Here is a 13,044-nt window from a genome sequence, read left to right as displayed (position 1 = left end):
GCCGCGGCGAGCCTCGCGGTGGCGGGCGCGTCCCGCCCGGCGCCGCAGCTGGGTTTCCCGGGCGGCGGGCCCCTCGGGCACAATTGGGGCCATGACGACGACGCCTAGCCCCGCGCGCCGCGAGCTGCGGCGCGCGCCGCTGCTCGACGCGATCGCGGGGAAAACGCCCGCCCGCCCGCCGGTGTGGTTCATGCGCCAGGCGGGCCGCTCGCTGCCCGAGTACCGGGAGATCAGGAAGGGCACCGGCATGCTCGACGCGTGCCTCAACCCGGAGCTGCTTGCCGAGATCACCCTGCAGCCGGTGCGGCGCCACGACGTGGACGCCGCGATCCTCTTCTCCGATATCGTCGTGCCGCTCAAGGCGGCGGGCCTAGCGATCGACATCGTGCCCGGCCGCGGGCCCGTCGTCGACGAGCCGGTGCGCGACCGCTCGGCGATCGGCGCCGTGCCGATCCTCGAGGGCGACGTGCCGGGCCTCGAGGAGGGCATCGGCGGGATCCTCGAGGGGCTGCGCGACGACCAGACGCTCATCGGCTTCGCGGGCGCGCCGTTTACCCTGGCGAGCTACCTCGTCGAAGGCGGGCCCTCGAAGACCCACGAGCACACCAAGGCGCTCATGCACACCGACCCTGAGGCCTGGGACGAGCTCATGGGCAGGCTCACGACGACGATCGTGCGTTTCCTCGAGGTTCAGCTCGCCGCGGGCATCGACGCCTTCCAGCTCTTCGACTCGTGGGCGGGCTTCCTCTCCGAGCACGACTACCGCCGCTTCGTGTTGCCGCACTCCACCAAGGTCTTCGAGGCGCTCGCAGGCCGGGTGCCGTCGATCCACTTCGGTGTCACCACCGGGGAGCTCCTCGGCGACATGGCAGCCGCCGGTGCGGACGTCGTCGGCGTCGACTGGCGCGTGCCCCTCGACCGCGCGGCCGAGCGCATCGCCACCGCCGCGGGGCCCAAGGTGTTGCAGGGCAACCTCGACCCCGCGCTGCTGCTCGCCGGGGGCGAGGTTGTCCGCGGCGAGATCGCCCGCATCAAGGCCGAGGCCGCACGCGCCCGCGCCGCGGGGCACGCCTTAGGTCACGTCTACAACCTCGGCCACGGGGTGCTGCCGGCCACCCCGCCCGACGCGATCACCGAGGCCGTTCGCGTCATCCACGAGGAGGGCTAGGCCCAAGCGCCCCGCGCGGCGCACAATGGGACTACGCAGGGCGCCGCACCCCGGCGCCCGCGCCCCGCGCCGGGCCCGCGAACGCCGTGGGCCCGCGCGGCGGGGCGTTCGCAGCCGTCGTTGCCAGGGAGGCAGGATTTCTCGCATGCGCTACGCAGTCATCGGCGCGGGCCTGGCCGGGCTCGCGGCCGCCTACCGGATCGCGGACCGCGCCGGAGAGGGCGCGGAGGTCGACGTCTTCGAGGCCGCCGACCGGGTCGGCGGCAAGGCCTTGAGCGTGCCCTTCGACCACGGGCCCGTCGACGTCGGCGCCGAGTCGCTGCTCACCCGCAACGAGGCGGCCAACCAGCTCATCGAGGAGCTGGGCTTAAAGGGCTCGCTGGTGAAGCCCTCGGCCCGGCGCTCGCTCATCTACTCCGGCGACCGGCTCCACGAGATCCCCTCCGGCGGGCTCATGGGCATCCCCGCCACCGGCGAGGGCCTCGCCGAGCTCATCGGAACGGACGCGGCCGCCGCGATCGACAACGAGCCCGAGGCCGCGGGGCTGGAGTGGGAGCCGGGTACGGACCGCTCGCTCGGGGCTCTTATTCGGGAGCGCTACGGCGACGGGGTCGCCGACCGGATCGTCTCCGCTCTGCTCGGCGGGATCTACTCGTGCGCCGCGGACGACCTCGGGGTGCGAGCCACCGTCCCGCAGCTCGCCGCCGCGCTCGATAGGCAGGTCGAGGCCGGCGAGGACCCGAGCCTCGCGCGCGCCGTCGCCGCGGCCTTAGAGGAGCGCGCGGCCGGGCGCACCGCGGCCACCGGGGTGCCCTCCGGCTCCGAGGAGTCCGCGAAGGCGCGGCCGAACCCCGCGGAGCCCAACCCCGACTCGCCGTTCGTGACGTTCGCCGGGGGCTACCAGGAGCTCTACGAGACCCTCGCGGAGAAGGCCGCCGAGCGCGGCGCGAAGATCTACATCGACGCGTTCGTCGCCGAGCTGAAAAAGAAGGGCTCCGGCTGGGCCTTCAAGGGCGGCGAGGGCACCTACGACCGGGTGGTGCTCGCCACGCCCGCGCCGACGAGCGCGCTGCTTTTGCGCGACGCCGCGCCGCGCGCCGCGGCGCAGCTCTCCCGCATCAAGCTCGCGAGCTCCGCGGTCGTGGGCCTGCGGCTCGCGAGCGGCGAGGGGCTGCCTAAGAACTCCGGGATCCTCGTCGCCGCCGACCAGCCCGGCGTGGCGGCCAAGGCGTTCACCTTCGCCTCCAACAAGTGGCCCCACCTCGCCACGCGCCCCGGTTTCCTGCTGCGCGCGAGCTTCGGGCGCTTCGGCGACGACGCCCTCGTGCGCGCCGAGGAGGACGAGCTCGTCGACCGCGCCCTCGACGACCTCGAAACCATCACCGGCGTCGACGCCCGGGAGCTCGGGGTGGAGGAGATCTTCACCCAGCGCTGGTTCGGCGGCATTCCCCGCTACGACGAGCACCACGGCGAGGCCGTCGCCGAGGCAGCCGCCGCGCTCGCCGACGCCCCCGGGATCGAGGCGACCGGCGCGTGGGCCAACGGCGTGGGCGTGCCCGCGGTGCTCGCCGACGCGCTCGCCGCCGCGGATCGCGCCCTCGGCTAGGCCTGTCTCCCGGGGCGGCGTGGCGGGCCCCGGCGCGGCCCTAGAATGGTCGCCATGAGCGACGAGCAGCAGCAGACCACGTCCTCCGCCAGGCTCTTTGAGGAGGCCGCCCGGTACATCCCCGGCGGGGTGAACTCCCCGGTGCGTGCCTTCGGCTCCGTCGGGGGCACCCCCCGCTTCCTCGTGTCCGGCTCCGGCTCGAGGGTCACCGACGCCGACGGCAACGAGTACGTCGACCTCATCTCCTCCTGGGGCCCGATGCTCATCGGGCACGCCCACCCCCGCGTCGTCGAGGCGGTGCGCGCCGCCGCCGGCCGCGGCCTGTCCTTCGGCGCGCCCGGCGAGGGCGAGACCGAGCTCGCCCGCCTCGTCGTCGAGCGCAGCTCCGCCGAGCAGGTGCGCCTCGTCAACTCCGGCACCGAGGCGACGATGTCCGCCGTGCGCCTCGCCCGGGGCGCGACCGGCCGCGACAAGATCATCAAGTTCGAGGGCTGCTACCACGGCCACGTCGACTCCCTACTCGCCTCCGCGGGCTCGGGCGTCGCGACCCTGGGCCTGCCCGACTCTCCCGGGGTTACCCGCGGCACCGCCGCCGACACCATCGTCGTGCCCTACAACGACCCCGCCGCCGTCGAGCGCGCCTTCGCCGAAAACGACGGCGAGATCGCCGCGATCATCACCGAGGCCGCCGTCGGCAACATGGGCACCGTCGCGCCCGCCGACGACTTCAACCGCAAGCTCAAGGACATCGCGCACAAAAACGGCGCGCTGCTCATCATCGACGAGGTCATGACGGGCTTCCGCACCTCGCCGACCGGCTGGTACGGCGTCGACGGCGTCGCAGGCGACCTCACCACCTTCGGCAAAGTCGTCTCCGGCGGGCTGCCCGCGGCCGCGTTCGGCGGGCGTCGCGACCTCATGGAGCAGCTCGCGCCCACCGGGCCCGTCTACCAGGCCGGCACGCTCTCTGGGAACCCCGTCGCCGTCGCCGCCGGCGCCGCCTCCTTGAAGGCCGCCGACGAGGGCGTCTACGAGAGAGTCGCGGCCAACGCCGACCGGCTCGCCGGGCTCGTCGACGAGGCGCTGAGCCGCGCCGGGGTCGCCCACCACATCCAGCGCGCCGCGACGATGCTCTCGGTGCGCTTCGCCGAGGGGGAGGGCCGCAACTTCGACGACATGTCGAAGGCGGACACGTTCCGCTACCCGCCGTTCTTCCACGAGTTGCTCGCCCGCGGGGTCATGGTGCCGCCGAGCGCGTTCGAGACGTGGTTTGTCAACAGCGCGATGGTCGACGAAGATTTCGAGCAGATCGAGGCCGCGCTCGCCCCCGCCGCGGAGGCGGCGGCCCGCGCCACCGGCGCCTAGCCCGCCCGCGCCCGCAGGTACCCGCGGGGCGCGGGGAGGGGAGGGCCCGGCCGGGCGGGCGGCGGCCGCCCCTCAAGGGAAGCGTTTTTTTAAAAGGACCACATGAGCTCTACCCCGACGCCCGCGCCCGCGACCGTCGTGCACCTCGTCCGCCACGGCGAGGTCTACAACCCCGACCGGATCCTCTACGGCCGGCTGCCGAACTTCCGCCTCTCCGCGCGCGGCGAGAACCAGGCCGCCCGCACCGCCGAGGCGTTCCGCGGCCACGACGTCGCCTTCCTCGGCTGCTCGCCCCTGGCGCGCGCGAGGCAGACCGCCGCGCCCATCTCGGAGATTCTCGGCCTCGAGCCGGAGGCCGACGAGCGTCTCATCGAGTCGGGCAACAGCTTCGAGGGCAAGCGCACCAAGGGGCTGCGCTCGGTGCTGTGGCGCCCGAGCTCCTGGCCGCTGCTGAAAGACCCGTCGGTGCCGAGCTGGGGCGAGCCCTACGCCGAGATCGCCGAGCGCATGTTCGCCGCGATCGCCCAGGCGCGCGCCCGCGCCGAGGGGCGGGAGGCGGTGCTCGTGTCCCACCAGCTGCCCATCGTCACCGTGCAGCGCACGCTGCGCGGCCAGCGGCTCGCCCACAACCCGCAGTCGCGGCGCTGCGCGCTCGCGTCGGTGACCTCGGTCGTCTACCGCGGCGAGGAGGTCGTCGACCTTCGCTACGCCGAGCCCGCCCAGGAGGTCTAGGAGGCTTTTCGCACATGAGGCTTCGCATCACCCGCGCCGCGTGCGCGACGCTCGCGTCCGCGGCGCTTCTCGCCGGCTGCGGGGCCGGCGAGGAGCAGCAGCACAACGCCGTCGCCCAGGGCGGCACCTTCCAGTTCCACAGCCCCGGCGGGCAGCTCGAGATCTTCTACCCCGAGGAGGAGCGCGCCCCCATCGGGGAGCTCGAGGGCGAGTCGCTGGCCGAGGACGGCGAGCGCCTCAAGCTGTCGGACTTCGACGGGCAGGTCGTCGTGCTCAACGTGTGGGGCCAGTGGTGCGCGCCCTGCCGCACCGAGGTCGACGACCTCCAGCGCGTCCACGACGAGATCTCCGAGCGCGGCGGAACGGTGCTGGGCATCAACGTGCGCGACCACAACAAGCAGCTCGCCCAGGACTTCGCCGCCGACAACTGGGTCGACTACCCCTCCATCTACGACCCGCCGTTCCGCAACGCCGCGGCGCTCGGCGGGGTGCCGACCTCGGTGGTGCCCACCACCATCGTCCTCGACAAGCAGCACCGCCCGGCCGCGGTGTTCCTCCGCGAGATCACCGACGAGGACGTCCTCAAGGTCACCGACGAGCTCTTGGGGGAGTCGTGAGCGGCGGCGGCCTCGCGGAGACGCTCTCCGAGGCGGTGCTCGCCGGCCCCCTGATCGCCGGGGTGCTCGCCGCGGCGCTCGCGGGGCTCGTGTCCTTCGCCTCCCCGTGCGTCGTGCCGCTCGTGCCCGGCTACCTCTCCTACCTCGCCGGCGCCGTCGGCGGGGAGATGGACTACTCGGACGCCAAGGCCCCCAAGGTGGGGCGCACCCGCCAGTGGGCGGTCGTCGGCGCCGCGGCGCTCTTCGTCGCCGGGTTCACCGTCGTGTTCGTCGCCGCGACGGTGAGCGCCTTCGGGCTCATCAACGCGTTGTCGATCAACGCCGGGGTGCTCATGCGCGTCGGCGGCGCGGTCACCGTGCTCATGGGGCTCGTGTTTTTAGGCGCGTTCAAGCCGCTGCAGCGCGACACGAGGCGCGCCCCGAAGCGCGGCACGACGTGGCTCGCCGCCCCGCTGCTCGGCGGGGTCTTCGCGCTCGGCTGGACGCCGTGCCTCGGCCCCACCCTCGCGGCGATCATCTCCGTGGCCGCCGGCACCGAGGGCACCACCGCGCTGCGCGGCGCGATCCTCATCGTCGGCTACTGCCTGGGCCTGGGCCTGCCGTTCGTCGCGCTGGCGCTCGGCTCGAGCGGGGCGCTGCGCGGGGTGGGCTGGCTGCGCCGCCACTCCCGCGGCATCCAGATCTTCGGCGGCGTCGCGATGATCGTCGTCGGGCTGCTCCTGCTCACCGGGCTGTGGGAGCAGTTCATCAACCTCGTGCGGCAGTGGACCGTCGAGTTCGGCTACGCCCCCATCTAGCGGGCCGCCGCCGACACCGCCCAGCCCGACAACGACACCGACGACCACCGGCCAGGTGAGGGAGCGTGACAACAGTGACGACAACCCCGAGGCGCGCCGCCCGCACCGCGGGCCGGCTGCTCAGGCGCGCGTGGAACTGGCTCACCAGCATGCGCACCGCGCTCGTGCTGCTCTTCCTGCTCGCGCTCGCGGCGATCCCCGGGGCGCTTCTGCCGCAGCGCAGCCTCAACGAGGCCAACGTCATCGACTACCTCGAGACCAACGGCCGCATCGCGGAGATCTACGACTCGCTGCAGCTCTTCGACGTCTTCGAGTCCACGTGGTTCAACGCCATCTTCGTGCTGCTCATGGTCTCGCTGATCGGGTGCATCATCCCGCGCACCCGGGACCACTACCGCGCGATGCGCACCCCGCCCGTGCGCGCCCCGAAGCGCCTCGACCGGATGCCGAAGTACGCCGCCCACGAGCGGCCAGACCTCGAGCCGGACGAGATGCTCGCCCGCGCGAAGGCGGCGCTCAAGGGCTGGAAGATCGCCGAGTTCGCCCCCGCCGAGGACCGCGACGGGAAGGCCTCCATCGCCGCGGAGCGCGGCTTTTCCCGAGAGTTCTTCAACCTGCTCTTCCACTTGGGGATCGTCGCGATGCTCGTCACCATCGCGATCGGGCGGCTGACGTTCTACGAGGGGCACGTCATCCTCGTCACCGACACCGGCTCCGCCGACTCCGCCGCCGAGGCGAAGGCGATCAACGGCAAGGAGTTCTGCAACACCGCGCCGGCGAACTTCGACTCCTTCCGCGCCGGGCCCCTCTTCGACGGCACCGGGCTCGACCCGTTCTGCCTCCAGGCGCATACCTTCGAGGCCGACTACCTGCCCAGCGGGCAGGCCGACATGTTCCGCTCCAAGGTGTCGTTTGCCGAGGCCGAGGACATCACCACCGACCCGGAAGGCTGGGAGGACTACGACCTCGAGGTCAACCACCCGCTGCGCCTCAGCGAGGCGACCGTCTACCTCCAGGGCCACGGCTTCGCCCCGACGTTCACGGTGACGTGGCCCAACGGGGAGACCCGCACCCAGACCGTGCAGTTCAGGCCCGACGACCCGACGTTCTTCCTCTCCTCGGGCGCGGTGCGCTTCGACCCGCCGGCCGGTATGTACGGCGACCTCTACGAGCGGCGCCAGAACCAGCTGAGCCTCCAGGGGCTCTTCGCTCCGACCGCCGAGTGGGCGGGGGAGAACGGCCAGCTGCTCGAGTCCGGCTTCCCCGCGCTCACCGACCCGGCCGTCGCGATCGACATCTACCGCGGCGACAACGGCCTCGACACCGGGCGCGGCCAGTCGATCTTCGACCTCGACCCGACGCTCATCCACAGCGGTCAGCTGCGCAAGCTCGAGCGCGTCAACCTCGAGAAGGGCGAGTCCGTCACCCTCGACGACGGCACCGAGGTGCGCTTCGACGGCGCGCAGGAGTACGTCAACATCCAGGTCAGCCACAACAACTCCTACCTGTGGGTGCTCGCCTTCGCGATCGTCATGATCGGCTCTCTGACCCTTTCGCTGTTCATCAAGCGCCGCCGCGTGTGGCTGCGCGTCGCGCCCGCCGCTGGCGGCGGCACCGCCCTGGAGATGGCCGGCATCGCGCGCACCGACCAGGCCGGCTGGGGCGGCGAGTTCGACGAGCTCTACCGCGGGCTCATGGGTCTGCCCGACCCCGACGACGTCGACGAGGACTCCGGGATCGACCCCAACGAGGGGCTGGTGCGCTAGGCCAGGCGGCAAAGGCCCAGCCGGGAGGTGGATGCTATCACCCACGAAAGTTGGTTGGGTTCGGGCGGCGCGTGCTAGGGTCCATCGATAAGCAGGCGTCCCGCGCCGGCCCCGCGACGACGGGCGCCGGCCGCCTGGTGTACTCGGTGAGAAACCGCCGGCGACCAGCCCCGCGCCGCCGGGCCTGCGGCCCGGCCGGGCGAGGCGAGATAACCGCCCGCCGGCCGCGAACGGAGGAGCCATGCCCATCAACAGCGACCTGTCGCTTCTGTCGGACTACGCGATCCAGGGGACCTTCCTGGCCTACCTCGTCGCGCTCGTGCTGTCGCTGACCTCGTACGTGAAGCTGCAGGGGGTCATCAAGAACCGGCGCGCCCTCAAGGACCGCGAGGAGGTAAACGACCGGGAGCTCGCCGCCGTCGGCGCCGGCGGCTCCGGCGACGGCGCGGGCGAGGACCCGGCCCGCCCGGTCGAGGACCTGCCCACCGAGGGGGAGCTCGACCGGCGGGAGGACTCCGCCCACACGTGGGGCAAGGCCGCCCAGTCGGTCGTGTGGCTCGGGATCATCCTGCACGCCGCGGGCATCGTCGCGCGCGGCTACGCGGTGCAGCGCTTCCCGCTGGGCAACCTCTACGAGTACATGCTCGCCATCACCGGGGTGGCGATGCTCGTCGCGGCTCTGGTCATCCAGCGCAAGTCGCTGCGGTTCGCGTGGCCGTGGGTGCTCACCGCGATCCTCGTTTTGCTCTTCTACGGCTCGACGAAGCTCTACGCGGAGTCCGCGCCGGTCGTGCCCGCCCTGCAGTCGCACTGGCTGCCCTTCCACGTCACGACCGTGTCGGTGGGCGGCTCGCTGGGGCTCATCTCGGGGCTGTTCTCGGCGCTGTACCTGCTGCGCGTCTGGCAGCCCGCCGGCAAGGAGCGTGGCGTCGCCGGCGCGATCGCCAGGCCGCTGCCCACCGCGCGGCGGCTCGACGAGATCGCCTACCGGCTCGCCGTGTTCACCCTGCCCATCCTCGGGGTGGGCATCCTGCTCGGCGCGATCTGGGCGGACACCGCGTGGGGACGGCCCTGGGGCTGGGACCCCAAGGAGACCCTGTCGTTCATCACGTGGATCCTCTACGCCGCTTACCTCCACGCCCGCGCGACCGCCGGCTGGCGGGTCGGCGCCGCGTGGATCAACATCCTCGCGCTCGCCGCGATGATCTTCAACCTCTTCTTCGTCAACCTCGTGATCTCCGGGCTGCACTCCTACGCGGGGCTCAACTAGCCCGAGCCGCGCCGCCCGGCACCCGGGCCCCTGAAAATAAGGGCCGGACTACCATCGAGCTATCATTAAGGATAAGCTCAGCGAAAGTAGCTAGGCTCCGATCGAGGGAAAGGGCGATGAGATGGCGGCGACTCCGCGCCGAAAGACCGGCAAGCCCGCCGGCGACAACCCCGAGCTCCTAAGGCTCGGCGAGCACCTCGCCGAGAGGCGCCGGGAGCTCGGCCGGCTCCAGAAGGAGACCGCCGACGCCGCGGGGGTGTCGCGCTCGACGCTGCACGCCATCGAGCACGGCTCCTCGGGCGTGCGCTGGGAGAAGGTCACCGCCGTGTGCGGGGAGCTGGGGCTTCGGCTCCTCTTCGTCGAGGACGACCGCGAGCCCGCCGCCAAGGACGCCGTACACTAGCCCCGCGGGCCGTCCCCGGTCCGGCACCAACGACCACGACGGCCGCCGCCCATCGCGCGGCCGGGGGAGGGCTAAGCGATGCGCATTCTCGTCACCGGCGGCGCCGGGTTCATCGGCTCCGACTTCGTGCGCCGCAGCCTTAAGCGCCCCGGCGGCCACGAGGTCACCGTCCTCGACAAGCTCACCTACGCGGCGAACCCGAAGAGCCTCGAGGGGTTGCCCGCCGACCGGTTCTGCCTGATCGAGGGCGACGTCGCCGACGAGGCCCTCGTCGACCGGCTGGTCGGGGAGAGCGACCTCGTCGTGCACTTCGCCGCCGAGTCCCACGTCGACCGCTCGCTGAAGGACCCCGCGGGCTTCGCGGTGACCAACGTGCTCGGCACGATCCGCATCGCCGCCGCGGCCGCACGCCACGGGGTGAGGCTCCACCACGTCTCCACCGACGAGGTCTTCGGCGACCTGCCGCTCGACTCCACGGACGAGTTCACCCCTGAGACGCCCTACCGCCCGTCGAGCCCGTACGCCGCCTCGAAGGCGTCGAGCGACCACTTCGTGCGCGCGCTCGTGCGCAGCGCGGGATTGCAGGCGACGATCTCGAACTGCTCGAACAACTTCGGGCCCCGCCAGCACCCCGAGAAGCTCATCCCGCGCCAGATCATCCGGCTCCTCCACGGCAAGCCGCCCGCGGTCTACGGGGAGGGCGCGAACGTGCGCGACTGGATCCACGTCGCCGACCACAACGAGGCCGTCTGGCGCATCGTCGAGGCCGGAAGGCCCGGCGAGACCTACCTCATCGGCGCGCGGGCGCGCCGCAGCAACCTCGAGATCGCCCGGGCCCTCTGCCGGATCGCGGGGCGCGACCCCGGGGACATCGTGTTCGTCGCCGACCGGCCGGGCCACGACCGGCGCTACGCCATCGACCCGAGCTCCACCGAGGCGCTCGGCTGGCGGCCGGAGAGCGGAGACCTCGAGGACGCGCTCGCGGAGACGTTCGCCTGGTACCGCGACAACGAGGACTGGTGGCGCGAGTCCTACCTGGAGAGCGAGGAGGCCTACCGGGCTCAGGGCTAGCCCGGGCGCACGGGCGGCGCGGGTCGCTGCACGCGGGAGCACCCGGTGCGCCTACCCGGCGCCGCTGCTATCACTGGGGTACGTCCTTTTTCAGGAAACTCCAAGGAGGTGCCCCGTGACGACAGCCCGACCGGACGACGCCGACCGGCCCACCGGCGCGTGGGAGAGGTACCGCCACCTCTGGCTCGTCGCCCTCCTCTTCGCGAGCTCCGCCGCCCTCACCGACGGGGGCGCGATCATCCGCGCCCTGCGCGACCCCTCAGGAGCCGTCCCCGCCGTCGAGTGCGTCCTGGTGGGGATCCACGCCGGCATCGCCGCCGCGATCGCCGGGCACACCCTGGCCCGCGCCCGCGGCTGGGAGAGGCCGCCGCTCGCCGCCGCCGGCGCGGGGATCCTCGGCGGGGCGATGGCCGCCGCGGCGATCGCCGGGCTCACCGCGCTGCTCGAACCCCGGCGGGACCCGGTCCCGGCCGCGGGGGAGCGGCCCGCGCGCGGCGCCGCCCGGGGCCTTAGGTAGGGCGGGGCCGGTAGAATCGGCGGCATGTTTCAACCGGTAGAGGGCCTCGACGGGGTGCTGCGCCTGGAGCTTACGACGCACCCCGATGAGCGGGGCCGCTTCCACGAGTGGTTCAAGGCCTCCTCCTTCGAGGAGGCCACCGGCTTCCCGCTGGACGTGCAGCAGGCCAACATGTCCACCTCGAAGGCGGGGGTGATCCGGGGCCTGCACTACTCCGAGGTGCCGCCGGCCCAGGCGAAGCTCGTCACCGTGCCCGCCGGGCGGATCACCGACGTCGTCGTCGACGTGCGCGCCGGCTCCCCGACGTTCGGGCGGTGGCGCGCCATCGAGATCGGCTCGAAGAACCCCGGCGGGGTCTACATCCCGGGCGGTTTCGCGCACGGCTTCTTCGCCCACGAGGACTCGGTGGTCTGCTACCTCACCACCGCCGAGTACGACCCCGAGCGCGAGCACGCCATCACGCCGTTCTCCCGGGAGATCGGCGTCGAGTGGCCCGCGGGCGACTACATCCTCTCCGAGAAGGACCGAGGTGCCCCGGAGCCCTCCCAGGCGGTGCTGCCCACCTTTGATGAGGCCCGCGACTTCGTTCGGCAGCAGCGCGACGGCTGGGCGCTCGCCAACGAGGCCGCCGGCGAGGAGGCTTAAGAAGCGTCGTGAAGGGCATCATCCTCGCCGGCGGCACCGGCTCCAGGCTGCGGCCGATCACCTTCGGGGTGAGCAAGCAGCTCGTGCCGGTCTACGACAAGCCGATGGTCTACTACCCGCTCTCGACGCTCATGCTCGCGGGTATTACCGACATCCTGCTCATCGCCACGCCCGCCGACCGCGGCCAGTTCGAGCGGCTGCTCGGCGACGGCTCCCAGTTCGGGATTAGGCTCACCTACGCCACCCAGGACGAGCCGCGCGGCCTGGCCGAGGCGTTCATCCTCGGCGCGGAGCACATCGGCGACGACTCGGTCGCGCTCGTCTTGGGCGACAACATCTTCTACGGCGCGGGGCTGGGCACCCGGCTTCGGCGCTACACCGACCCTAAGGGCGCGGCGATCTTCGCGTACTGGGTCTCCAACCCGCAGGACTACGGGGTCGTCTCCTTCGACGACGAGGGCCGCGCCCTCTCCCTCGAGGAGAAGCCGAAAAACCCCGCGTCGAACTGGGCGGTGCCGGGCCTGTACTTCTACGACAACGACGTCGTCGACATCGCCCGGGGGCTCGAGCCCTCCGCCCGCGGCGAGCTGGAGATCACCGACATCAACGCCGAATACTTGAGGCGCGGCCGGCTCCACGTCGAGGCGCTGCCCAGGGGCACCGCGTGGCTCGACACGGGCACCGTCGACCAGCTCATGGCGGCGGGCAACTTTGTCTTCACCATCGAGCAGCGCCAGGGCTTAAAGGTCAGCTGCCCCGAGGAGGTCGCCTGGCGGATGGGCTTCATCGGCGACGAGGAGATCCTCGCCCGCGCAGAGCGGCTCGCCGCATCCGGGTACGGGGACTACCTCAAAGAGATCGTCGCCCGCGAGCGGGCCCTCGGCGGGCGGCCCTAAAACCCGCCCTCCCTGAGGCCAGACGACGGCGCCGGGCGCCCGATCCTCGCGTTAACGATCGGGCGCCCGGCGCCGGCTTCATGGGGGAGGGGGCGGGTCGGCTCCCGCGCTAGGCGGCCTCCCCGGGGGAGTCCTCGTCGCGGCCGCGCCGCTCGGCGCCGCCGCGGTTGTCCTGCGCGCCGCGGCCGGGC

At 72.5% G+C, this 13,044-nt stretch carries 13 protein-coding genes; all 13 read left to right on the top strand.

The window, feature by feature from the left end; genetic code table 11:
• Nucleotides 1-91 precede the first annotated feature (91 nt).
• The 13 genes from hemE (at nucleotide 92) to rfbA (ending at nucleotide 12,853) form a co-directional block, all read left to right on the top strand.
• Nucleotides 92-1,168, top strand: a complete 1,077-nt coding sequence (gene hemE, locus HMPREF9719_RS08045; RefSeq protein ID WP_004601495.1) for a uroporphyrinogen decarboxylase — start codon at nucleotides 92-94, stop codon at nucleotides 1,166-1,168.
• A gap of 145 nt (nucleotides 1,169-1,313) precedes the next feature.
• Entirely contained in the window at nucleotides 1,314-2,774 is a 1,461-nt protein-coding gene (locus HMPREF9719_RS08040; RefSeq protein ID WP_004601494.1) for a protoporphyrinogen oxidase, read from the top strand.
• A 45-nt stretch (nucleotides 2,775-2,819) separates the two neighbouring features.
• Nucleotides 2,820-4,139 (top strand): glutamate-1-semialdehyde 2,1-aminomutase, encoded by a 1,320-nt coding sequence (gene hemL, locus HMPREF9719_RS08035; RefSeq protein ID WP_004601493.1) that lies wholly within the window; start codon nucleotides 2,820-2,822, stop codon nucleotides 4,137-4,139.
• A gap of 102 nt (nucleotides 4,140-4,241) precedes the next feature.
• Entirely contained in the window at nucleotides 4,242-4,871 is a 630-nt protein-coding gene (locus HMPREF9719_RS08030) for a histidine phosphatase family protein (protein WP_004601492.1), read from the top strand.
• A 14-nt stretch (nucleotides 4,872-4,885) separates the two neighbouring features.
• Complete coding sequence (locus HMPREF9719_RS08025) at nucleotides 4,886-5,488, top strand: TlpA disulfide reductase family protein (RefSeq protein WP_004601491.1); 603 nt, start codon at nucleotides 4,886-4,888, stop codon at nucleotides 5,486-5,488.
• Complete coding sequence (locus HMPREF9719_RS08020) at nucleotides 5,485-6,285, top strand: cytochrome c biogenesis CcdA family protein (protein WP_004601490.1); 801 nt, start codon at nucleotides 5,485-5,487, stop codon at nucleotides 6,283-6,285. Before HMPREF9719_RS08025 ends, HMPREF9719_RS08020 begins: the two co-directional genes overlap by 4 nt.
• 74 nt (nucleotides 6,286-6,359) lie before the next feature.
• Nucleotides 6,360-8,051, top strand: coding sequence for a cytochrome c biogenesis protein ResB (locus tag HMPREF9719_RS08015; RefSeq protein ID WP_004601489.1), 1,692 nt, complete (start codon nucleotides 6,360-6,362; stop codon nucleotides 8,049-8,051).
• 241 nt (nucleotides 8,052-8,292) lie between these two features.
• A complete protein-coding gene (gene ccsB, locus HMPREF9719_RS08010) occupies nucleotides 8,293-9,321 on the top strand; it encodes a c-type cytochrome biogenesis protein CcsB (protein WP_004601488.1) in 1,029 nt (342 codons plus the stop codon).
• Between the two features lie 121 nt (nucleotides 9,322-9,442).
• Nucleotides 9,443-9,724, top strand: coding sequence for a helix-turn-helix transcriptional regulator (locus tag HMPREF9719_RS08005; RefSeq protein WP_004601487.1), 282 nt, complete (start codon nucleotides 9,443-9,445; stop codon nucleotides 9,722-9,724).
• A gap of 78 nt (nucleotides 9,725-9,802) precedes the next feature.
• Nucleotides 9,803-10,795: a dTDP-glucose 4,6-dehydratase gene (gene rfbB, locus HMPREF9719_RS08000; RefSeq protein ID WP_004601486.1), complete on the top strand. Its 993-nt coding sequence runs from the start codon at nucleotides 9,803-9,805 to the stop codon at nucleotides 10,793-10,795.
• Between the two features lie 115 nt (nucleotides 10,796-10,910).
• Nucleotides 10,911-11,312, top strand: a complete 402-nt coding sequence (locus HMPREF9719_RS07995) for a hypothetical protein (RefSeq protein ID WP_004601485.1) — start codon at nucleotides 10,911-10,913, stop codon at nucleotides 11,310-11,312.
• A 24-nt stretch (nucleotides 11,313-11,336) separates the two neighbouring features.
• Nucleotides 11,337-11,957, top strand: a complete 621-nt coding sequence (gene rfbC / locus HMPREF9719_RS07990; protein WP_004601484.1) for a dTDP-4-dehydrorhamnose 3,5-epimerase — start codon at nucleotides 11,337-11,339, stop codon at nucleotides 11,955-11,957.
• Nucleotides 11,958-11,965: 8 nt separating this feature from the next.
• Nucleotides 11,966-12,853 (top strand): glucose-1-phosphate thymidylyltransferase RfbA, encoded by an 888-nt coding sequence (gene rfbA / locus HMPREF9719_RS07985; RefSeq protein ID WP_004601483.1) that lies wholly within the window; start codon nucleotides 11,966-11,968, stop codon nucleotides 12,851-12,853.
• The last annotated feature ends 191 nt before the right edge of the window (nucleotides 12,854-13,044 follow it).

The organism is Corynebacterium otitidis ATCC 51513 (genome assembly GCF_000296405.1).
Classification (GTDB): Bacteria; Actinomycetota; Actinomycetes; order Mycobacteriales; family Mycobacteriaceae; genus Corynebacterium; species Corynebacterium otitidis.
The sequence above is the reverse complement of the archived record's forward strand: the minus strand, read 5'-3'. Positions and strand labels throughout refer to the sequence as shown.

Excerpts from the sequence above, each read along its gene's own strand:
- hemE (WP_004601495.1), top strand. The coding sequence starts at position 92 with ATGACGACGACGCCTAGCCCCGCGCGCCGCGAGCTGCGGCGCGCGCCG.
- rfbB (WP_004601486.1), top strand. The coding sequence starts at position 9,803 with ATGCGCATTCTCGTCACCGGCGGCGCCGGGTTCATCGGCTCCGACTTC.
- ccsB (WP_004601488.1), top strand. The coding sequence starts at position 8,293 with ATGCCCATCAACAGCGACCTGTCGCTTCTGTCGGACTACGCGATCCAG.
- HMPREF9719_RS08030 (WP_004601492.1), top strand. The coding sequence starts at position 4,242 with ATGAGCTCTACCCCGACGCCCGCGCCCGCGACCGTCGTGCACCTCGTC.
- hemL (WP_004601493.1), top strand. The coding sequence starts at position 2,820 with ATGGTCGCCATGAGCGACGAGCAGCAGCAGACCACGTCCTCCGCCAGG.
- rfbC (WP_004601484.1), top strand. The coding sequence starts at position 11,337 with ATGTTTCAACCGGTAGAGGGCCTCGACGGGGTGCTGCGCCTGGAGCTT.
- HMPREF9719_RS08025 (WP_004601491.1), top strand. The coding sequence starts at position 4,886 with ATGAGGCTTCGCATCACCCGCGCCGCGTGCGCGACGCTCGCGTCCGCG.
- HMPREF9719_RS08005 (WP_004601487.1), top strand. The coding sequence starts at position 9,443 with ATGGCGGCGACTCCGCGCCGAAAGACCGGCAAGCCCGCCGGCGACAAC.
- HMPREF9719_RS08040 (WP_004601494.1), top strand. The coding sequence starts at position 1,314 with ATGCGCTACGCAGTCATCGGCGCGGGCCTGGCCGGGCTCGCGGCCGCC.